Annotated in this window: 15 protein-coding genes and 1 pseudogene; 12 read left to right on the forward strand and 4 right to left on the reverse strand. The window is 63.1% G+C overall.

The features are described 5' to 3' along the window. Positions 1-147 precede the first annotated feature (147 nt). A complete protein-coding gene (locus LPA34_RS18790) occupies positions 148-1,536 on the reverse strand; it encodes an MFS transporter (RefSeq protein ID WP_228981001.1) in 1,389 nt (462 codons plus the stop codon). Positions 1,537-1,663: 127 nt separating this feature from the next. Between LPA34_RS18790 and LPA34_RS18795 the strand changes: the two genes are divergently transcribed. Both LPA34_RS18795 and LPA34_RS18800 read left to right on the forward strand, forming a co-directional pair. Next, positions 1,664-2,584: a LysR family transcriptional regulator gene (locus LPA34_RS18795; RefSeq protein WP_228981002.1), complete on the forward strand. Its 921-nt coding sequence runs from the start codon at positions 1,664-1,666 to the stop codon at positions 2,582-2,584. Positions 2,585-3,024: 440 nt separating this feature from the next. Then, positions 3,025-4,011, forward strand: coding sequence for a hypothetical protein (locus LPA34_RS18800; protein ID WP_228981173.1), 987 nt, complete (start codon positions 3,025-3,027; stop codon positions 4,009-4,011). A gap of 180 nt (positions 4,012-4,191) precedes the next feature. Here LPA34_RS18800 and LPA34_RS18805 read toward each other — a convergent pair whose 3' ends face one another. Then, positions 4,192-5,109, reverse strand: coding sequence for a LysR family transcriptional regulator (locus LPA34_RS18805; RefSeq protein WP_228981003.1), 918 nt, complete (start codon positions 5,107-5,109; stop codon positions 4,192-4,194). Between the two features lie 148 nt (positions 5,110-5,257). Here LPA34_RS18805 and LPA34_RS18810 point away from each other — a divergent pair, with 148 nt between their 5' ends. Together LPA34_RS18810 and LPA34_RS18815 are read left to right on the forward strand one after the other, a co-directional pair. Then, a complete protein-coding gene (locus LPA34_RS18810) occupies positions 5,258-5,962 on the forward strand; it encodes an alpha/beta fold hydrolase (RefSeq protein ID WP_228981004.1) in 705 nt (234 codons plus the stop codon). A gap of 264 nt (positions 5,963-6,226) precedes the next feature. Further along, positions 6,227-6,856, forward strand: a pseudogene (locus tag LPA34_RS18815) (transposase); the annotation flags it as partial. A 38-nt stretch (positions 6,857-6,894) separates the two neighbouring features. Here LPA34_RS18815 and LPA34_RS18820 read toward each other — a convergent pair. After that, the gene (locus tag LPA34_RS18820; RefSeq protein ID WP_228981005.1) at positions 6,895-8,304 is read right to left on the reverse strand and encodes an HdeD family acid-resistance protein; all 1,410 of its coding nucleotides are present in this window, start codon (positions 8,302-8,304) and stop codon (positions 6,895-6,897) included. Positions 8,305-8,886: 582 nt separating this feature from the next. Here LPA34_RS18820 and LPA34_RS18825 point away from each other — a divergent pair. Genes LPA34_RS18825 through LPA34_RS18835 form a run of 3 tightly spaced genes read left to right on the forward strand, consistent with a single transcriptional unit; the run spans position 8,887 to position 11,972 of the window. Beyond that, positions 8,887-10,068: a quaternary amine ABC transporter ATP-binding protein gene (locus LPA34_RS18825; protein ID WP_228981007.1), complete on the forward strand. Its 1,182-nt coding sequence runs from the start codon at positions 8,887-8,889 to the stop codon at positions 10,066-10,068. Continuing rightward, entirely contained in the window at positions 10,061-10,963 is a 903-nt protein-coding gene (gene choW, locus LPA34_RS18830) for a choline ABC transporter permease subunit (protein WP_228981009.1), read from the forward strand. Before LPA34_RS18825 ends, choW begins: the two co-directional genes overlap by 8 nt. Positions 10,964-10,973: 10 nt before the next feature. Further along, a complete protein-coding gene (locus tag LPA34_RS18835) occupies positions 10,974-11,972 on the forward strand; it encodes a GlxA family transcriptional regulator (RefSeq protein ID WP_228981010.1) in 999 nt (332 codons plus the stop codon). 49 nt (positions 11,973-12,021) lie between these two features. Here the strand turns inward: LPA34_RS18835 and LPA34_RS18840 are convergent, their stop codons facing one another. Beyond that, positions 12,022-13,104 carry a GlxA family transcriptional regulator gene (locus tag LPA34_RS18840; protein ID WP_228981011.1) on the reverse strand — a complete coding sequence of 361 codons (1,083 nt, stop codon included), beginning with the start codon at positions 13,102-13,104 and terminating at the stop codon, positions 12,022-12,024. A gap of 325 nt (positions 13,105-13,429) precedes the next feature. Between LPA34_RS18840 and LPA34_RS18845 the strand changes: the two genes are divergently transcribed. The 5 genes from LPA34_RS18845 to LPA34_RS18865 are packed head-to-tail and all read left to right on the forward strand — an operon-like array spanning position 13,430 to position 20,093. After that, positions 13,430-14,824, forward strand: coding sequence for an L-serine ammonia-lyase (locus LPA34_RS18845; protein WP_228981012.1), 1,395 nt, complete (start codon positions 13,430-13,432; stop codon positions 14,822-14,824). A 38-nt stretch (positions 14,825-14,862) separates the two neighbouring features. Further along, the gene (locus LPA34_RS18850) at positions 14,863-16,107 is read left to right on the forward strand and encodes a sarcosine oxidase subunit beta family protein (RefSeq protein ID WP_228981014.1); all 1,245 of its coding nucleotides are present in this window, start codon (positions 14,863-14,865) and stop codon (positions 16,105-16,107) included. Between the two features lie 41 nt (positions 16,108-16,148). Further along, a complete protein-coding gene (locus LPA34_RS18855; protein WP_228981015.1) occupies positions 16,149-16,448 on the forward strand; it encodes a sarcosine oxidase subunit delta in 300 nt (99 codons plus the stop codon). Further along, positions 16,445-19,447, forward strand: coding sequence for a sarcosine oxidase subunit alpha family protein (locus tag LPA34_RS18860; RefSeq protein WP_228981016.1), 3,003 nt, complete (start codon positions 16,445-16,447; stop codon positions 19,445-19,447). The genes LPA34_RS18855 and LPA34_RS18860 overlap by 4 nt, the downstream gene beginning before the upstream one ends. Then, on the forward strand, positions 19,437-20,093 hold the full coding sequence (locus tag LPA34_RS18865) for a sarcosine oxidase subunit gamma (RefSeq protein WP_228981018.1): 657 nt from the start codon (positions 19,437-19,439) through the stop codon (positions 20,091-20,093). Before LPA34_RS18860 ends, LPA34_RS18865 begins: the two co-directional genes overlap by 11 nt. The last annotated feature ends 21 nt before the right edge of the window (positions 20,094-20,114 follow it).

Here is a 20,114-nt window from a genome sequence, read left to right on the forward strand (position 1 = left end):
GCTAAGGCCGACGGCGCGTCGGCCTTAGCGGACGAGCGACTGGCCGTTGCACTTCATCAAGAGACGCTCGGTGCGCCGAGCGTCGAGCGGCCGAGTTGGGCCGATTAAAACCAATCATATCGACAACGCTTTCACCGTCTCACGCCGCTAGCAAGCGCCACCCGGCCGCGCCGGCAAACCGGCCGCTTTCAACCCCGAGATCGCGATCACTATGCCTGCCACCATGACTACGCCTGCCAGTATGACGGCGGTGTGCAGTCCGTTGACTGGATTGCCTGCGGCCCCGGTGATGAGCGACCCGAAGACGCCCACTCCGAGCGCCCCTCCAATTTGGCGCGCCGTGTTCAGCAAACCTGAAGCGATGCCGACCGAACGCGGATCGACATGATCAAGGAGCGCCGTATTGATCGACGGAACGGCCAGCGCGACGCCGACACCGATCGCCAATAACGGCGCGGTAATCGTCAGGTAACTGCTGTTGACCTCGATCACCTCCAGCGACAGAAAGCCGCCCGCCGCCAGCACCTGCCCGGCGACCATCGGAAGACGATAGCCGAAACGCGACGTGAGGGCGCCCGACGCGAGGTTGGCCACGGTGACGACGGCGGTCATCGGCAGGAAGGCCAGACCGGTCTCGAGTGGCGTGTATCCTCTTTCGTGCTGGAAGAAGAGGCTCATGGCGAACATCAATCCGTAGTAGCCGAAGTTGAGCGACAGTCCTATCGCCGAACTCACGCTGACCGCCGGTATCTGGAATAGCGAAAGCGGCAGCATCGGTTCCCTTTGCCACGCTTCCACCAGCACGAACAGTGCAGCGGACGCGACAAAACAAACGATGCCCGTGATTACAGCCGGACTTCCCCAGCCCAATCGGCCACTTTCTACGACGGCGAACATCAACGCCGCAAGCGAAATCACCGCCAGCGTCTGCCCCGCCAGATCGATACGGCGCGTCGCGGTGCGCAGGGTATCGGGCGCATGGGCCAGCGTCAGCCAGATGCCGGTGACACCGAATGGCACGTTGATCAGAAAGATGCCCGGCCAACCGAAACGGTCGATTAGCAGACCGCCGACGAGTGGACCGGCGCCAAGCGCCAACGCGGCCGTCCCGGCCCAGATACTCACGGCCTTTGCCCGCGCCAGCGAGTCGGGAAAGGCCGCGCTGAGCAGCGACAGGGACGACGGCACGCATAGCGCCGCCCCGACACCCTGTACTGTCCGCGCCGCGACAAGCGCGACCGCGCTGGGTGCGAGGCCGCATGCCACCGACGCCAAGGTAAAGACCGCGAAGCCGCCTGCGAACACGCGCCGCGCGCCCAGCTGGTCGCCGAGCGCGCCTGCGCTGAGCAGAAGCGCAGCGAAGGCGAGCGTGTAGGCGTTAAGCACCCATTCGAGTTCCGTCGGGCCGACAGAAAAGCTTTGTTGAATCCGCCCGAGTGCGACGTTCACGACCGTGACGTCGAGGCAGATGATGACGAAGCCAAGACTGGCGGCAACCAGGGCGAGGCGCGGCGAGCGGGTCGATTGTCTGTGCATGATGTGCGATCTGACAGGGCGCGATGCAAACGGGATCGCTTGATCGTGAGCCACGCTGCACTCTAATACCCCAGTCATTCTTGATAAAGCGTCTTAGAATTGGCACAGAATCAACTAATATTGAGCAATGGACCTTCTCAAAGCGATGACGGTATTTGTGCGCGTAGTCGAGACCGGTAGCCTGACGGCCGCCGGGCTCGCTTGTGAGCTGTCGCCCACCATGGTCGGCAATCACCTTCAGGCACTGGAAACCAGGCTCGGCACCAGGCTCATCCACCGCACCACGCGCAAGCAGCAGATCAGCGCGTTCGGGCAGGCCTACTACGAACGTTGTGTAGAAATTCTCGGTCTCGTCAACGACGCCGAGCGATTGGCGCTCGATCATCACGGCACTCCGCGCGGGCGGCTGCGCATCACAGCGCCGGTGATCTTCAGCAACGAGTGCCTGATTCCCGCCATCGCGGATTACTGCGGGCGCTACCCCGGGGTCCAGTTGGACGTCGTCGCCAGCGATGCGTTGTCGGACCTGATCGAGGACGGTTTCGAAGCGGCAATCCGCATCGGTGCGCCGGGCACTCCTGACCTCGTTGCGCGTCCTTTGCAGCCGTATCGCCTCATGCTCTGTGCGTCATCCACCTACCTTGACGCGAACGGCATACCGGCGACGCCAGAGGACCTTCGCTCTCACCAATGTCTGACCTACGCCTTTCCGCCGCGCTCCGAATTGCACACGGCGCAGCCCGAGTGGACACTATCCGTCCCGAACGGACTCGTGAGCGTGCCGGTCGCTGGCCGCCTGAGGATCGACAACGCGGACGCCCTGCGCAGGGCCGTGCTTGCCGGTATGGGGATCGCGATGTTGCCCTCCATTCTGATCGACGCAGATCTCAAGACAAACCGGTTGATCGAAGTATTGCCCGACCATGCCGCGCCCATACGGCCGATCAACCTGCTCTATCTGCGCGACCGCCAGATGTCGCCGAAGCTTCGCAGCTTCATCGAATTTGTCACGGAGCGCTTCGGTAGAACCTCCGATGCTCAGCGTTAAAGCTATCGGTGGGGCATCAGTCTCGGTGCGGCCATAGAGCATCATTCACCTGAGAGTTCACGCGCACACTCGAACGGCTGGCCTGTTCCAGTAGTCGACCTTGCCCGATCAATCAGGCTCGTTGTGTCGTCGCCCGACATGAGGCGGTCACGTCGGGCGCTTAATCCTGTTCAACAGCTGCCGTCGAACTGCGCCGAGTTCTATCGTCTCGTTCAGCGATACAATTGGGCGGGCCTCGATGTAGCCCGTTCCAGGCGCTGCAAACGATGGAACGGTCGCTACTCGCTAGATCCGTGGTTCGGAAGTGTTGTGCTGACACGGAATGCCGTGTCCCGTGGAAGACAAACAAAACGACCTGACTGAGAGGCGTGGGTCATGTGCGTTCGGTACGCTGTGTGGCGCCTTGCAATCGCGCGGGCAAATGGCGAGGTCGCTTGACAATGCCTGCACTCCGGATGCATTGGACCTGCCGCGCATCGTGGGCGTGCGCCGCTCTGGCGTTCACCCTGTTGCCCCGCCCGTCGAATGCGCAGGCCGCGCCGAGCCAATCGACGAGCACTACTGTGATCGGTGGCAATGTGAAGCAGCACGCGAACGCCGTGCTCGCGATCATGACCTACACGACGGTCCCCGACGTTACCACCAGTAACCTGTCGGTCAACAGCGGTACCACCGGTAATCCCGGTTTTGGCCAGACGCAGTTTGGCGGCGGCTTCACGATCAGCAAATCCTTTCCGTTGTACCTTGAAGGGACGCTTGCCTACAGCCGTTACGATCCGATCTTTATCGCTACGGACGGCGCCGAGCAGCGTGCGATCCCGACTAAATGGAACACTTTCAGTAGCACGGTCGGCGTCGGCTGGGATTTCCGGATCACGGATGAACTGGTGTTCCGTCCAATCCTGAACGGTACGATTGGACGTGTCTCAAGCGATCTGAAGGTGGGGCAGTCGATCTTCAATCACGTCACTGACAGCAATCTGAAGTTCCTCGAGAATGGCTCGCTGGACGCGTACGGCTACGGTGGATCACTAATGCTCGACTACGAGCACTACCGCGAAAACTACGAAATCGATGCCGAATTGCGTGCCACCGACATCTACCTTCGCAGCTTCGGCGCTTCGTCGGAGGCTGTTCAGGGTTCGGCCACGGCGCAGCAAGTGAGCCTGTGGACACGCTGGCGAGCGCCTACCGGCTGGCACGCGCTGGACCGGCCGATCCGCTATGTGCTGGAAGCCGCTTATTCGCACTATTTGGGCGACAGCGCCGGCGTGCTGGGGTTCAACGACCTCACGTCGTTGGGAGTCGGGCTTGAACTCGATAGCAGCAAGTATCCCGTCATCATCACTCGCACGCGCGCGATGGTGCGATACGTCTTCGGTCACAACGTCCACGGCGTGTCGTTCGGGTTTGCAATGAGTTTCTAGCTCTTCCGGACCGCCGCTCCCCAGATTCTGGTTTGCTCGCTAGCGCCTGGCTGTTTCCTCGCAAAGCAGGCATGTCCCAAGCCCTGTCGTGCGCCGTCCGGCGTCGGCCACGAACGGATGCTTCCAGGACGGCTCTTTCCGGCACAAGATGCGCCGGGGCAACCAGCGTGCGTCCATTACCTAGACGGCGTATCGGATGATGCTCTGATCTTGAACGTTTGCGACCAACTCGTCGGCACGAGATAAAAGCCGAAGGAGCAGTGGAGTTGTATTCGCACTGTTGTATCCCAGGACGAGATCAATCGTCGGAGGCACGCCGTCAAGCGCCCGGGCAACAACATTCGGTGTCAGCATATTTTGCGCATACAGCGGGATAAGCGTAACGCCACCCGTGGACGTGACGAGCGACATTGCCGACGGCAGGTTCTCGCCTTCGTACCCCGCCTTGAGCGTGATCCCGACTTTCGATGCGTAATCCTGAATCACGGATTTCAATACCGGAGACGTCCTCGACGAACTGACGTAAATTTCGCGGGAAAGATCCTGCGGCCGGATCTTTTTGCGTGACGTCAGGCGATGGTCCGCCGGCAGCACGGCGATCAGAGGCTCCTTTGCCAGGAATTTGAAGGACAGGCCAACGGTCTGTATCTCCGGGCGAAGAAATGCAACGTCCAGCTTCCCTCGCATCAGCCCAAGAGCAAGTTCCGGGGAGGATTGACTGCACAACGTGATTTCGGCCTCGGGTGCCTCCTCCCGGAGGATGCGTAGCGCATGGGGTAGCCATACAACTTCCTGTCCGGCAAGGAAACCCATGGCCAGGACAGGCTTTTCCGGCTGCTCCGCGCGTCGCGCGCCGTCAGTAGCTGCTTCAACTTGCAAGAGCGCCAGGCGTGCGTGATCAAGGAAAATTTTCCCGGCGGCTGTGAGCGCCACGCCACGTGCCTGGCGCTCCAGCAACTTCACACCGATTTCGGATTCCAGATCGCGAATCTGCCGGCTCAACGACGGCTGCGACGTGTGCAGTCGCCGCTGAGCGGCCGTCAACAGGCTACCTTCCTCCGCAACGGCAATGAAATAGCGCAAATGTCGAAGTTCCATCGGATCTCCGGTATACCTTCAAGGCATAGGTTGAATCATACAAAGTCTTTGTCATCGAGGGAACGGACACCTATCGTTGCAGTAGCCCATCGGTGCACCGACGGGCGCACCCCAGTCAAACCGGTCGAATCTAAAAAGGAGAAGGCAAATGTCTATAGATTCCAAGCCCAGCATCGTGTTCTGCCATGGCATTTGGGCCGATGGCTCGTGCTTCAGCAAGGTAATCCCCGCATTGCAGGCGGACGGGCACGAGGTAATCGCGGTCCAATATGGCCTTGACTCATTCGAAGAAGATGTCGCGACAGTGAAGCGCACGCTGAACCGCGTCGGCGGCAGCCCCGTCATCCTCGTAGGGCATTCCTACGGCGGCGCTACCATCACGGCCGCAGGGGTCGATGACCGCGTGGCGGGCCTGGTCTATATCGCAGCGGTCGCCCCGGATGCCGGCGAAACCGTGCAGAACCAGCTCGACAAGTATCCATCGGACATTTTCTCGCGCGTTGAAGTGGCAGACGGGCGAGCCTGGATGCTCCCGAACGGCACTGAGTTCTTCGCTGGAGACCTCTCCTCGGCAGAGCAGAAGCTCGTCTGGGCTACCCATTACGCTCCCGTCTTCGATCTGTTCCAGCAACAGAAACTCGGCGCGAATGACATCGCATGGAAGTCGAAGCCGAGTTGGTATGTTCTGGCGACGCAAGACCACACTGTGCATCCCGACCTGCAACGGTGGGTCTCGAAGCGCATGGGGGCGACCGTCACCGAGGTGGCAAGCAGCCACGTGCCGATGCTGTCCCAGCCGAATGTTGTCCTCGACGTAATCCGCAAGGCGGCCGCAGCTGTTCAGAACGGGTGACGATGGCCGATATTCTCGGCACAGCTGCCAGGCTGGATCGAGCGTGCCCGCAGGTCGCCGGGCCATTCCATGTCGACGGACCTCCGCTACCTGACAGTCAAGCGGCGATGACGGCTTTCGGGCGAATCGATTTCGGCGACCGAAGTCTGCTATGCCATGAGCGGACGTACCTGTTTTGCCGATGCAATGGCTCCTCAGGGTCGAGGCTGTGTGAAAACGCATTGATCGCCTAAACCGAATCAACGCATTCAAGACGGGTGATTCATGAAGCGATTCGTTGAAGGCGAAGACCGCAAGCAGGTAACGCTGTTGCCCGAATGCCTTGATGATTTCGTCGCCGAGGATAACCCGGTGAGAATCATCGAGGCCTTCGTCGAAGAACTCGAACTGGAATCGATGGGCTTTGATGGCGTCACACCATCGACGACCAGTCGCCCCTCCTACCATCCGGGCGTCTTGTTGAAGATATACATCTACGGCTACCTCAACCGGATTCAATCGAGTCGTCGCCTTGAGCGTGAATGTCAGCGCAATATCGAACTGATGTGGCTCACGGGTCGTCTGGTGCCTGACTTCAAGACCATAGCCGACTTTCGGCGGGGCAACGGTACAGGCATCCTCAACGTCTGCCGCCGGTTTGTCGTTCTGTGCCGTGATCTCAAGCTGTTCTCGCAAGCGCTGGTTGCCATTGATGGAAGCAAGTTCAAGGCGTCGAACACCCGCGACCGCAACTTCACGACGGGCAAGATCGACAAGCGGTAGCAACAGATTGAGGAAAGCATCCAGCGCTACCGGAGTGCGCTGGAAACGGCTGACCGGACGCAGCCACCCGAGCGTGAAGCGAAGACAACCCGGCTGCAAGAGAAGATCGGGCAATTGCGCGATCAAATGCGTCGCTTCGGCTGTCATGACAGCGCGCTTTTCAAAGTCTGCTAGACCTCGCTACCGGCCGTGCCTGCCGGCTCAGCGTTACGGCCTTCCCCAGCGGCTTTTTCTTCTTCACGCCATTGCTGCCGCGAGCGATACATCCGTCGCAGCGCGAGCCGCGCCATCTTGCCCCAGCCGGAAGGACGCGGATCGGCCAGCATGCTGAGCGCGCGTGCGTAATCGAGCGTGAGGCCGGGCGTCCACGCCATCGTCGTCGCGCGCTTGCGGATCTGCGCCGCGATCCAGAGTTCGGGCGTGGTCAGCACGCGCACGAACGGCCGCCAGCCGCCCGCGCGTTGCCAGACGCGTGCCGATGCGCCCTCGATGGCCGCTTCCAGCGCGCGCGAAACCGTGCTCGAGCAATTCCGGTGGGTCAGGTTGTAGGTGGCGTCCTGGCGATACGTTTCCCAGAACCGGCGCAGCCGCTCGGGATCGTAATTGCGGATACGGACCTGAACCGTGGATGGACACCACGCGTTCGATTCCGTCGCGTAGTCGGGCTGAAACACGCCGGGCACGTCGTTCTCGCGCGTGGCGCGCAGGATGCGGGTGAAGTCTTCGGGCGAGCGGTCGATCTCCACACCCGGATACAGGCTGATATAGACGCCTTCCGGCGATTCGAGCGCGGCGTGCCCCGTCGAGATCACGCCGTTGCGGTCCACGGCGGCAATGTACCGGTCGACGATCAACTGGCGCCGCGCTTCGGATTTCGACGATCCGACCGGCGTCCACACGTGAACCGTCAATGCGGGTTCGCCGGGCGCGGGCGGTCCGTCCCATTCGACGACGCCGCGTTTTTGCCGCTCGCGCGGCGTCGCGCTCGCCACCTGCGCGGCAGCTTCGCGTCCCACGGCCGGGTTCGCGGCGAGCCGCCGTACGCGTGCGGCGAGCAGGATCATGTTCCAGCCGCCAAACATCAGGCCGAGCCCGAGACAATACGGCACGGTGCCCACGTACCAGGTCGGAAACGGCTGGTAGAAAAAGATCGCAAGCGCGATTTCGACGATGCCGCCCGCCATCGCGAGACGCCACGTGCGAAAGCGTACGATCTTCGCGGACACGATCTGCAGCAGGCCGTCAGCGAGAAAGAGCGTGCCGAAGATCATCGAGAGGATGAAGTTGCCGTGATGATGGCCGCCGAGAATCAGGAGCGCCGCGGTGCTGAACGCCGCGCCTTTCACATGGCGCAGCGTGCGCTGGCCGCCCATCCCCGTCCACGCGACGGCGAGCGTCGCGAGGCCCTCCGCGAGGAGCAGCAGCGCAAACGGCGTGATCGGGAAATACAGCGCGCCATCGAGCGCATCGATGAAGACGAAGATGCCGACGATCGCGCTGATCCAGCCCACCGCCATTAACGGCCGCCAGCGCGTGCGCAGATAATCGACGCCCAGCAGGATCATCACCAGCCGAACCATTGCATTTCTCCAGAGATCGCGTCAATCGCGAGACAGCGCTGCCGGTGTGCCCGGGTGCCGCGCTCATGCATGAGGCGCACGGATGCGGGATCGGATTTTCGTCTGATATTAGCGGTTTGGTTCAGTGGCGACAAATTTCAGGCAACGCGTGCGTCATGGCGTTTTCGTGTGATGCGCAGCAGGGCGTGAGGCATATCCGGCCCTGAGCGTTGTGAGCATGATGAGTCTGTGCCCCGTACGTCGTCACTGACCGTAAGCGCGGCTTGCGCCGGTCACTGCGGCGCCGCAGCACGGATTTGCTTCCGGAACTGTCCAGCCTTTACTTCACCGGATGGCCGCGACGCCTTCCAGGCCGCGGTTTTTTCCTCGGCGGGGGCTTCACTTGCACGCGAGCGACACGCCCGGCTACGCCGGCCAAACCCTTGTCCGGCAAGGTTTTCACCGCCATCGGCCGGCGTCTGCGTCCGAGCCGTGTCGCATTTCCACATGTGCCTGTCGCAATTCATCGGCCCGGCATACTTTTTTCTGGCAACTATGTATGCACGGCGCGGACGCACATGCGCCACACCAGGAGAGCATTCGATGAATTCCCCCAAGGTCGTGGTCGAAGGGCTGTGCAAGGTATTCGGCACCAACCCGAAACAGGCGACCAGCATGCTGGCAGGCGGTGCAACGAAAGAGGAAGTGTTCGCGCGCACCGGTCAGATCGTCGGCGTCCATAACGTCTCCTTCGAAGTCAGGGAGGGCGAGATCTTCGTGCTGATGGGCCTGTCGGGCTCGGGCAAGTCGACGTTGATCCGCCTGATCAATCGCCTCGTCGAGCCGACGGCCGGCAAGGTGCTGATCGACGGCCGCGATGTGGCGAGCGTGCCGCGCCCGGAATTGACGGCGCTGCGCCGCAAGGACATGAGCATGGTGTTCCAGTCGTTCGCGCTGATGCCGCAACGCACCGTGCTGTCGAACGCGGCGTTCGGGCTCGAAGTCGCGGGCGTCGGCAAGAAGGAGCGCGAGCGGCGCGCGATGACCGTGCTCGAGCAGGTTGGCCTCGCGCCGTTCGCCGAAAAGCTGCCGGCGCAGCTGTCGGGCGGCATGCAGCAGCGCGTCGGGCTCGCGCGGGCGCTGGCGGTCAATCCATCGCTGATGATCATGGACGAGGCGTTCTCCGCGCTCGATCCGCTCAAGCGCAAGGAAATGCAGAACGTGCTGCTCGATCTGCAACGCGAGCAGCAGCGCACGATCCTGTTCGTCTCGCACGATCTGGAAGAAGCGCTGCGGATCGGCACGCGGATCGCGATCATGGAAGGCGGCAAGGTGGTGCAGATCGGCACGCCGCAGGAAATCATCACGAATCCCGCCGACGATTACGTACGCGCGTTTTTTGAAGGGATCGACACCAGCCGCTATCTGACGGCCGGCGATCTGATGCAGACCGATGCCGTGCCGCTGATGCACTCGCACACGACGCAGATCGACGCGTCGAGCGTCGCGGCGACGCTGAACGGCCGTGCCGACTACGCGTTCGTGCTCGACAGCGAGCGCAGGATTCGCGGCTTCGTGTGCCGCGATGTGACGGGCGGCGCGTCGCCGCGGCTCAACAACGTCGAATGCATCCACCGCACCACGCCGCTCGACGACGTCGTGCGACGCGTGGTGGCGAGCCGCGCGCCGCTGCCGGTCGTCGAGGCGGACGGCTCCTACTGCGGTTCGGTCAACAAGACGAACGTGCTCAATGTCCTGACCCGTCATCGAGGTTCCCATGTCTGAAATCATTCCGCTTGGCACCTGGGTCGATCACGGTGTTCGTTACCTGCTCGATCATGATGCGAAAACCTTCGATTCCATCGGCAAGGTCATCGAGAGCTTTGCCGCCCTGATCGAGCACGGCTTGCAGGCGGTGCCGATGTGGGCGCTGATGGCGTTTTTCGTCGGTATCGGTTTGTGGCGGGTGGGCTGGCGCTTCGCGTTGTTCACGCTGCTCGCGATGCTGCTGATCTATGGAACGGGCTTCTGGGATCAGACGGTGATCACGCTTGGCCTTACGCTGTCGTCGACCCTGATCAGCCTGCTGATCGGCGTGCCGCTCGGCATCTGGATGGCGAAGAGCCGCTACGTCGAAACGGTGGTGCGCCCGGCGCTCGATCTGATGCAGACGATGCCCGCGTTCGTCTACCTGATTCCGGCTGCGATGCTGTTCGGCCTTGGCCGCGTGCCAGGGATTCTCTCGACGGTGATCTTTGCGATGCCGCCCGCAGTGCGCCTCACGTCGCTCGGCATCAAGCACGTGAACCGCGAAATCGTCGAAGCAGGGCAGGCGTTCGGTTGCACGCCGCTGCAACTGCTCTACAAGGTACAGTTTCCGAACGCGCTGCCGTCGATCATGACCGGCGTGAACCAGACGATCATGATGGCGCTCTCGATGGTGATCATCGCTTCGATGGTCGGAGCGGGCGGTCTCGGCAACGACGTGCTGGCGAGTATCCAGCGGCTCGACATCGGGCTCGGTTTCGAAAGCGGCCTCTCGGTGGTGATGCTCGCGATCATTCTGGACCGCATCACGGAGAGCTTCGGCCGGTCGCCGGGCATGGCGCGCGCGCCGCTGCTGTCGGGCCTGCGCAGCGTGATGAAGGTGCGTCGCGCGCCGGCCGCGCAGCACGGCTGAGCAGCCGGCCATGAAGCGCGACGCGTTTCCCCCTGTCGAACCTTCAGCGGAATCGCCGCTATCCGGGCTCGCGCACTTCGGCTTTCTGACGCTGCCGAATTTTTCGATGATCGCGTTCACAAGCGCGGTCGAAGTGCTTCGCATGGCGAACTATGTGAGCCGCGCGCAGCATTACAGGTGGTCGGTGATCACGCCGGATGGCGAACCGGCGCGCGCCAGCAACGGCATTACCGTAAAGCCCACCACGACGCTCGCCGAAGCCGGCATGCCGGATGTGCTGATCGTTTGCGCGGGCTGGCACGTCAGCGATTACGTCGACGCCACCGTGATCGCGCTGCTGCAGGATGTCGCGTCCAGAGGCATTCCACTGGGCGGCATCTGCACCGGGCCGTACGCGCTGCTAGCCGCGAATCTGCTCGACGGTTATCGTTGTACGGTGCACTGGGAAGACATGTCGCCGCTGCACAAGCGTTACCCGCACGTGCGTTTTGCCGACGAACTGTTCGTGATCGACCGCGATCGCCTGACCTGCACCGGCGGCACCGCGCCACTCGATCTGATGCTCAGCCTGGTCGGCATGCACCTCGGCCGCGCGCTTGCGGCGCAGGTGTCGGAACAGTTTATCGTCGAGCGGATTCGCGGCTCGACCGATTATCAGCACATCCCCGTCGATGCGCGGGTCGGCTTCACGCGTGGAGAACTGGTCGAAGTGGTGCGGCTGATGGAAGCGAATATCGAGGAGCCATTATCGCTCGATGAGCTCGCCCGGCTCGTCAATCTGTCGCAACGGCATTTGCAGCGCATGTTCAAGATGTTCCTCAACGTGTCGCCGACGCACTACTACCTGACCCTGCGTTTGCGTCTCGCGCGCGAACTGCTACGCAATACCGACGCGTCGATTGCGCGCGTGACGACGGTGTGCGGTTTTCATTCGCCGTGTCATTTCAGCAAGGCTTATCGCGCGCAGTTCGGCCACGCGCCAAGCGTCGAGCGGCGCTTGCTGGCGTAGAAAAACGCGTGGCGAATTCGGGTATCCGAACCAGTCCGGCATCAATCGCTCAGATCGCCTGAGCCCGCCCCGGAAAGGTTTCGTCATACCCGGTGCTGTCTTCCGCTTCGGCCACTGTGCCGCGTTGCTCGCGGTACATTATCGGCGGCAGGCCGAATTGCTTGCGGAATTCGCGCCCCAGATGCGATGCGTCGGAAAAGCCGCAACTCGACGCGATATCCGCCACCGTTTTATCCGAGCTTGTCAGCAGCCATGCGGCCGTGCGCAAGCGCACCTGCTTCGCGTAAGCCTGCGGCGCCTTGCCGGTTTGCGCCTTGAAGAGCCGCTCGAGTTGACGGGCAGAGAGATCCAGCTTGTGCGCCAGTTCATCGAGCGACAGCGAACGGCCCACGTGCTGTTCCATGAGCAGGATCGCCCGCTTCACCTTCGGATGCGCGGCGGGCGCGAGACCCGGTGGATGCGGCTGCGGCGCGTTGCCCTTCTGCATGTCGTCGACCAGCAGGATGCGCAGCGCCTTTTGCACGGTGGCCGTTTCGAAGTGACGCAGCAGAATCGCGGCGGCGACGTCGATCGACGCGCGTCCGCCGGAACACGTAATGCGCCGGCGGTCGATCACGAACAGCCGGTCCGCGACCAGCGCATCTTCATTCACCGACGGAAAGCGCTCGATGAAATCCCAGTAATGAAACCAGCTCACGCAAATGCGGTGGCCGTCGAGCACGCCCGCGCGCATCAGTGAAAACACCCCCGTGCACATGCCGACCAGCGTCGCTTCGGTCGCGGCGGCGCAGCGGATGAACGCGAGCGTCGCGTCGCTGGCCGCCAGTCCGGAATGCAGCAGGCCGCCGACCACGACGACATAATCGAACGGCTCCGCGTGATCGAAGGTTTCCCACGGCGTGATCTGGATCCCGCAACTCGCGCGCACCGGTGCAAGGGTTTCCCCTATCACGCTCCAGGAACAGCGCACGGGCTTGCTGAAATCGCCTTCGTCCGCCGACAGGCGTAACAGGTCGACGAAACCCGAGAACGCCGTCAGCGTGAAGTTGGGCAGCAGAATGATGCCGAAGCGGATGCGCTGCTTCGACGGGCCGTCGATGGATCGAAGGGGACGCGGTTCAGCGGAATTCATGCACACAGCCCGCAAGGAAAGGGGTGAATCAAGCATAGCATTCGTAGACGGCGTGGAATCTGGCCGCGCAGGCGCACCACGCAACGCGCCACGGCAATCGTGCCACAGCATCGCCAGTAGCGTTCCACGTGCCTGTCGCAAATGCGTCGGAAGTCTTCGTAAATCCGCCGCCGCGCTGTGCGGACGCGCGCTTTGACGCCACTATCCCATCGCGATGCCGTTTTTATTCTATCGATCCAGATCGACATTTGGTGCAATGGCGGCAAGTACAGGTCATCCCGCGCACAACCCGTCAACCCCGGCATCGCAATGCATAAGGCACGTCATGAACGTTAGCGTCTTCGATCTGTTCAAGACCGGCATCGGTCCTTCGAGCTCGCACACCGTCGGGCCGATGATCGCCGCCTGCCGCTTCGCCTCGCATATCGAAGACGCCAACCTGCTCGGCTTCGTGCGCCGCGTGAAGGTCGAGCTGTACGGCTCGCTCGGCGCGACCGGCAAGGGGCACGGCACGGATAAGGCGGTGCTGCTGGGTCTCGAAGGCAATCTGCCCGATCTGGTCGATCCGGACGTCATCCAGCTGCGCCTGCTGGCAATCCGCGAAACGAAGCAGCTCGTGCTGCTCGGCAAGCATCCGGTCCGCTTCGACGAGCGCGAACACCTCGGTTTCTTTCGCAAGCTGATGCCGGGCGCGCCGGGCTCGGACATCGTGCATCCGAACGGCATGCGCTTTCAGGCTTTCGACGAAAACGGCCAGCTGCTGGTGGAGAAGGAGTATTACTCGATCGGCGGCGGCTTCGTCGTCAATCGCGAAGGCGACCGCGTGAATGCGCTGCGCACCGGTGCCGGCGTACCGTACCCGTTTCGCACCGGCGACGATCTGATGCGCCTGTGCCGCGAAACGGGGCTGTCGATCGCGCAGGTGACGCTCTCCAACGAATGCGCGTCGCGCACCGAACAGGACGTCCGCGAAGGGCTGCTGGCGATCTGGCGCACGATGTCCGCCTGCGTCGAACGCGGCTGCAAGGTGCGAGGTGAATTACCCGGCCCGATGCACGTCAAGCGCCGCGCCGCCGATCTGTGCGAGCAGTTGCGCTCGCGCCCGGCAGAGTCGTTGCGCGATCCGCTGTCGATGCTCGACTGGGTCAACCTTTATGCCATGGCCGTCAACGAAGAGAACGCCGCGGGCGGGCGTGTCGTCACGGCGCCCACGAACGGCGCAGCCGGCGTGATTCCCGCCGTGCTGCACTACTACGTGAAATTCATGCACGCGTCGAACGATGCCGGCATCGTCACCTTCCTGCTGACCGCCGCCGCGATCGGCATCATCTACAAGGAAACCGCATCGATCTCGGGTGCCGAAGTGGGTTGTCAGGGTGAAGTGGGCGTCGCGTGCTCGATGGCCGCCGCGGCGCTCGCGGCGGTGATGGGCGGCACGCCGGCGCAGGTGGAGAACGCCGCCGAAATCGGCATGGAACATAACCTCGGCATGACCTGCGACCCGGTCGGCGGACTCGTGCAGATTCCCTGCATCGAACGCAACGCGATGGGCGCGATCAAGGCGTTGAACGCCGCGCGCATGGCGATGAAGGGCGACGGCCAGCACTACGTGTCGCTCGACAACGTGATCAAGACGATGCGCGAAACCGGCGCAGACATGAAGACGAAATACAAGGAGACGTCGCGCGGCGGGCTGGCCGTGAACGTCATCGAGTGCTGAATGACCGACGAAGCAAAGAGTACAGACAAGGAACGACGATGAGCCGCTATTCGATATTCAGCCTGTTGCGCAACGGGATGTCGTATCACGAGAACTGGGAGCGACAGTGGAAGAGCCCCGAGCCGAAACGTGAATACGATGTCGTGATCGTCGGCGGCGGCGGACATGGTCTCGCCACCGCGTATTACCTCGCGAAAGAGCACGGCGTGCGCAATATCGCCGTGCTGGAGAAAGGGTGGATCGGCGGCGGCAACACCGCGCGCAATACGACCATCGTGCGTTCGAATTATTTGTGGGACGAATCGGCCGCGTTGTACGAGAAGGCGATGAAGCTGTGGGAAGGTCTGTCGCAGGATCTCAACTACAACGTGATGTTCAGCCAGCGCGGCGTGATGAATCTCGCGCACACGTTGCAGGACGTGCGCGACACCGAACGGCGCGTGAACGCGAACCGGCTGAACGGCGTCGATGCCGAATTTCTCACGCCCGCGCAGATCAAGGAAATCGAGCCGACCATCAACCTGAACAGCCGCTATCCGGTGCTCGGCGCGTCGATCCAGCGGCGCGGCGGTGTGGCACGGCACGATGCGGTGGCATGGGGCTTCGCGCGCGGCGCGGATCAGGCCGGCGTCGATATCGTGCAGAACTGCCAGGTCACGGGCATTCGCCGCGACGGCAGCCAGGTGACCGGCGTGGACACCGTCAAGGGTTTCATCAGGGCGAAGAAGGTCGCGATCGTCGCGGCGGGCAACACATCGACGCTCGCCGATATGGCCGGCGTGCGGTTGCCGCTTGAAAGCCATCCGTTGCAGGCGCTGGTGTCCGAGCCGATCAAGCCGGTCGTCAACACGGTGGTGATGTCGAATGCCGTGCACGCGTATATCAGCCAGTCCGACAAGGGCGATCTGGTGATCGGCGCGGGCGTCGATCAATACACCGGCTTCGGGCAGCGCGGCAGTTTTCAGATCATCGAGGGCACGCTGGAGGCGATCGTCGAGATGTTCCCGGTGTTCTCGCGCGTGCGGATGAACCGGCAGTGGGGCGGCATCGTCGACGTGTCGCCGGATGCGTGCCCGATCATCGGCAAGACCGACGTGAAGGGGCTCTATTTCAATTGCGGCTGGGGCACAGGCGGCTTCAAGGCGACACCGGGTTCGGGCTGGGCCTACGCGCACACGATCGCAAAAGATGAACCGCATCCGCTGAACGCGCCGTTCTCGCTGGATCGTTTTTACACCGGCCACCTGATCGACGAGCACGGCGCCGCCGCCGTCGCTCACTGATATTCACGCGCTGCGGGTATAGGGAACAAAGGAGAACATAAATGCTGCTGATCGAATGCCCGTGGTGCGGACCACGCGCCGAAACCGAATTTTCCTGCGGCGGCGAAGCGGATATCGCGCGTCCGCTCGACACCGAAAAGCTCACCGACGAGGAATGGGGCGACTACCTTTTCATGCGCAGGAACCCGCGCGGCGTGCACCGCGAGCAATGGCTGCACGCGCAGGGATGCCGCCGCTGGTTCAAGGCGCAGCGCGACACGGTGAGCTACGAGATTCAGGGCTACGAGACGTTCGAGCGTCCGCTGCTCACGATGGATGGCAACGAGGGCAAGACAGCATGAGCCAGAAAGACCGACTGCCCGCCGGCGGGCGCATCAACCGCGCGATCGTGCTGAACTTCACGTTCAACGGCCGCACGTATCAGGGTTTTCAGGGCGACACGCTGGCTTCCGCGCTGCTCGCGAACGGCGTGCACTTCGTCGCGCGTAGCTGGAAATATCACCGGCCGCGCGGCATCGTCACGGCGGGCGTCGAAGAGCCGAACGCAATCGTACAACTCGAAACCGGTGCTTACACAGTGCCGAACGCGCGTGCCACCGAAGTCGAGCTGTATCAGGGGCTCGTCGCGACCAGCGTGAACGCGAAGCCGAGCATCGAGAAAGACCACATGGCGGTCACCCAGAAGTTCGCACGGTTCATCCCGGCGGGCTTCTACTACAAGACGTTCATGTGGCCGCGCAGATTCTGGCCCAGGTATGAGGAAGCGATTCGCGACGCGGCCGGGCTCGGCACTGCGCCTCGCGAGAAGGACGCGGATCGCTACGACAAGTGCTTCGCGCATTGCGACGTGCTGGTGATCGGCGCCGGCCCGACCGGCCTGGCGGCCGCGCATGCGGCGGCACTTTCGGGCGCGCGCGTGACGCTGGTCGACGATCAGCCAGAACCCGGCGGCTCGCTGCTGTCGTGCCGCGCGGAGATCGACGGCAAGCCGGCGCTGCAATGGGTGCACAAGATCGAGGACGCGTTGCGGCAGATGCCGGAGGTGAAGATCTTGTGCCGCAGCACGGCATTCGGCTATCAGGACCACAACCTCGTGACCGTGACGCAGCGGCTCACCGAGCATCTGCCGGTGTCGCAACGCAAGGGCACGCGCGAGCTGATGTGGAAGATCCGCGCGAAACGCGTGATTCTCGCCACCGGTGCGCACGAACGGCCGATCGTGTTCGGCAACAACGATCTGCCGGGCGTGATGCTGGCTTCGGCGGTGTCGACGTATCTGCATCGCTATGCGGTGCTGCCGGGCCGCAATGCGGTCGTGTTCACGAACAACGACGACGGCTATCAATGTGCGCTGGACCTCAAGACGGCCGGCGCCCAGGTGACGGTGGTCGATCCGCGCGCGGCGGAGTCGAAGGGCACGCTGCCGGCGCTGGCGCGGCGCCATGGCGTCAAGATCATGAACGGCGTGGTCGTCACGGCGGCGCACGGCAAGCTGCGCGTGGCGTCGGTCGAGCTGGCGTCGTATCCGAATGGACAGCCCGGTGCGAAGCAGGGCGATCTCCCGTGCGATCTGCTCGCGATGTCCGGCGGCTGGAGCCCGGTGCTGCACCTGTTCGCGCAGTCGGGCGGCAAGGCGCACTGGCATGACGACAAGGCCTGTTTCGTGCCAGGCAAGGCGATGCAGGCGGAAACCAGCGTCGGTGCGTGCGCGGGCGACTTCGCGCTCGGCCAGGGCATTCGCCTTGCCGTCGATGCCGGCGTCGAGGCGGCGCGCGCTGCCGGACATATCGTCGCGCGGCCGCATCCGGTGCGGGTCGCCGACACGGTCGAGGCGAAGATGCAGCCGCTGTGGCTCGTCGGCGGCCGCGAGCTCGCCGCGCGAGGCCCGAAGCAGTTCGTCGACTTCCAGAACGACGTGTCGGCGGCGGATATTTTTCTCGCCGCGCGCGAAGGCTTCGAATCGGTCGAGCACGTGAAGCGCTACACGGCAATGGGCTTCGGCACCGATCAGGGCAAGCTCGGCAACATCAACGGCATGGCGATCCTCGCGCAGGCGCTCGGCAAGACGATTCCGGAAACCGGCACGACCACCTTCCGCCCGAACTACACACCGGTCACGTTCGGCACGTTCGCCGGCCGCGAGCTCGGCGAGTTTCTCGATCCGGTGCGCAAGACGGCGGTGCACGAATGGCACGTCGAAAACGGCGCGGCGTTCGAGGATGTCGGCAACTGGAAGCGTCCGTGGTACTACCCGAAGCCGGACGAGGATATGCACGCGGCGGTCGCGCGCGAATCGCTCGCGGTACGCACGAGCGTCGGCATGCTCGATGCGTCCACGCTCGGCAAGATCGACATTCAGGGCCCCGATTCGGCGAAGCTGCTGAACTGGGTCTATACGAATCCGTGGAGCAAGCTCGAGGTCGGCAAGTGCCGCTACGGTCTGATGCTCGACGAAAACGGCATGATCTTCGACGACGGCGTCACGGTGCGCCTCGCCGACCAGCATTACATGATGACGACCACCACCGGCGGCGCGGCGCGCGTGCTCACCTGGCTCGAACGCTGGCTGCAAACCGAATGGCCGGACCTGCGCGTGCGTCTCGCATCCGTCACGGATCACTGGGCGACGTTCGCGGTGGTCGGTCCGAACAGCCGCAAGGTGTTGCAAAAGGTCTGCCACGACATCGACTTCGCGAACGCCGCGTTCCCGTTCATGAGCTATCGCGAAGGCACGGTGGCCGGTGCGGCCTCGCGCGTGATGCGGATCAGCTTCTCGGGCGAACTCGCCTATGAGGTGAACGTGCCGGCCAACGTCGGACGCGCGGTGTGGGAAGCGCTGATGGCCGCCGGCGCGGAGTTCGACATCACCCCGTACGGCACCGAAACCATGCACGTGCTGCGCGCCGAGAAGGGCTACATCATCGTCGGTCAGGATACGGATGGCTCGATGACGCCGTACGATGTCGGCATGGGCGGACTTGTCGCGAAGTCGAAAGACTTTCTCGGCAAGCGCTCGCTCACACGAAGCGACACCGCGAAGGCCGGGCGCAAGCAACTGGTCGGGCTGCTGCCGGACGATCCGTCGTTCGTGATCCCCGAAGGCTCGCAGATCGTCGCCGGTCCCTTCCAGGGCGACACCGCGCCGATGCTCGGTCATGTCACGTCGAGCTATTACAGCCCGATCCTGAAGCGCTCGATTGCGATGGCGGTAGTGAAGGGCGGACTCGACAGGATCGGCGAAACCGTCACGATTCCGCTTGCGAACGGCAGGCAGATCGCGGCCAGCATCACCAGTTCGGTGTTCTACGATAGCGAAGGAGCACGTCAACATGTGGAATGAAACAACAGGGAGACCGTCGATGGTCGATCGCGCTGTCGGCAGGCAAACCGGTGTGTGGCAGGAGTCTCCGCTGGTCGGCGTGGACGCGTTGCTGAAGAAGCATCAGGCAACGGCATCGTCCGCGTTTCGCCTGAGCGAGCGGCCGTTTCTGGAACTGGTGAACGTGCGGGGCGATACCCGCGACGCCGCGTTCATGCGCGCAGTGGAAAGCGTGCTCGGCTGCCGGCCGCCGGAAAAACCCAACACGACGGCGCAAGGCAACGGTTACGACGTGCTGTGGCTGGGCCCCGACGAGTGGCTGGTACGCTCGGCCACGGCGCACGACGCCACGCGTAGCGCGCCGCTGCTGGCGAAACTCGGCGCCGCGTTTGCGGGCCTGTTCGCGTCGGTGGCGGATATCGGCAGCGGCTATACCGTGCTCGACATCAGCGGCACGCGTACGCGTGACGTGCTGGCGCGCGGCTGCCCGCTCGATCTGCATCCGCAGTTGTTCGCCGTCGGACAGTGCGCGCAAAGCCACTATTTCAAGGCGTCGATCACGCTGTTGCCCACCGGGCCGGATAGCTTCGACATCGTTGTGCGCCGCAGCTTCGCGGACTATTTCGTGAAGATCATGCTCGACGCGGCCGACCCGCTGATGTCGTGATGCGCCGCGAGCGGTGCCGCG

This window comes from Paraburkholderia gardini (assembly GCF_907164575.1).
GTDB lineage: Bacteria > Pseudomonadota > Gammaproteobacteria > Burkholderiales > Burkholderiaceae > Paraburkholderia > Paraburkholderia gardini.

What these genes read in the sequence shown, in the direction of transcription:
- LPA34_RS18840 (WP_228981011.1), bottom strand. Translation starts at nt 13,104, where the DNA reads ATGAATTCCGCTGAACCGCGTCCCCTTCGATCCATCGACGGCCCGTCG.
- LPA34_RS18860 (WP_228981016.1), top strand. Translation starts at nt 16,445, where the DNA reads ATGAGCCAGAAAGACCGACTGCCCGCCGGCGGGCGCATCAACCGCGCG.
- LPA34_RS18835 (WP_228981010.1), top strand. Translation starts at nt 10,974, where the DNA reads ATGAAGCGCGACGCGTTTCCCCCTGTCGAACCTTCAGCGGAATCGCCG.
- LPA34_RS18810 (WP_228981004.1), top strand. Translation starts at nt 5,258, where the DNA reads ATGTCTATAGATTCCAAGCCCAGCATCGTGTTCTGCCATGGCATTTGG.
- LPA34_RS18795 (WP_228981002.1), top strand. Translation starts at nt 1,664, where the DNA reads ATGGACCTTCTCAAAGCGATGACGGTATTTGTGCGCGTAGTCGAGACC.
- LPA34_RS18855 (WP_228981015.1), top strand. Translation starts at nt 16,149, where the DNA reads ATGCTGCTGATCGAATGCCCGTGGTGCGGACCACGCGCCGAAACCGAA.
- LPA34_RS18800 (WP_228981173.1), top strand. Translation starts at nt 3,025, where the DNA reads ATGCCTGCACTCCGGATGCATTGGACCTGCCGCGCATCGTGGGCGTGC.
- LPA34_RS18820 (WP_228981005.1), bottom strand. Translation starts at nt 8,304, where the DNA reads ATGGTTCGGCTGGTGATGATCCTGCTGGGCGTCGATTATCTGCGCACG.
- LPA34_RS18850 (WP_228981014.1), top strand. Translation starts at nt 14,863, where the DNA reads ATGAGCCGCTATTCGATATTCAGCCTGTTGCGCAACGGGATGTCGTAT.
- LPA34_RS18825 (WP_228981007.1), top strand. Translation starts at nt 8,887, where the DNA reads ATGAATTCCCCCAAGGTCGTGGTCGAAGGGCTGTGCAAGGTATTCGGC.
- LPA34_RS18805 (WP_228981003.1), bottom strand. Translation starts at nt 5,109, where the DNA reads ATGGAACTTCGACATTTGCGCTATTTCATTGCCGTTGCGGAGGAAGGT.
- choW (WP_228981009.1), top strand. Translation starts at nt 10,061, where the DNA reads ATGTCTGAAATCATTCCGCTTGGCACCTGGGTCGATCACGGTGTTCGT.
- LPA34_RS18790 (WP_228981001.1), bottom strand. Translation starts at nt 1,536, where the DNA reads ATGCACAGACAATCGACCCGCTCGCCGCGCCTCGCCCTGGTTGCCGCC.
- LPA34_RS18865 (WP_228981018.1), top strand. Translation starts at nt 19,437, where the DNA reads ATGTGGAATGAAACAACAGGGAGACCGTCGATGGTCGATCGCGCTGTC.
- LPA34_RS18845 (WP_228981012.1), top strand. Translation starts at nt 13,430, where the DNA reads ATGAACGTTAGCGTCTTCGATCTGTTCAAGACCGGCATCGGTCCTTCG.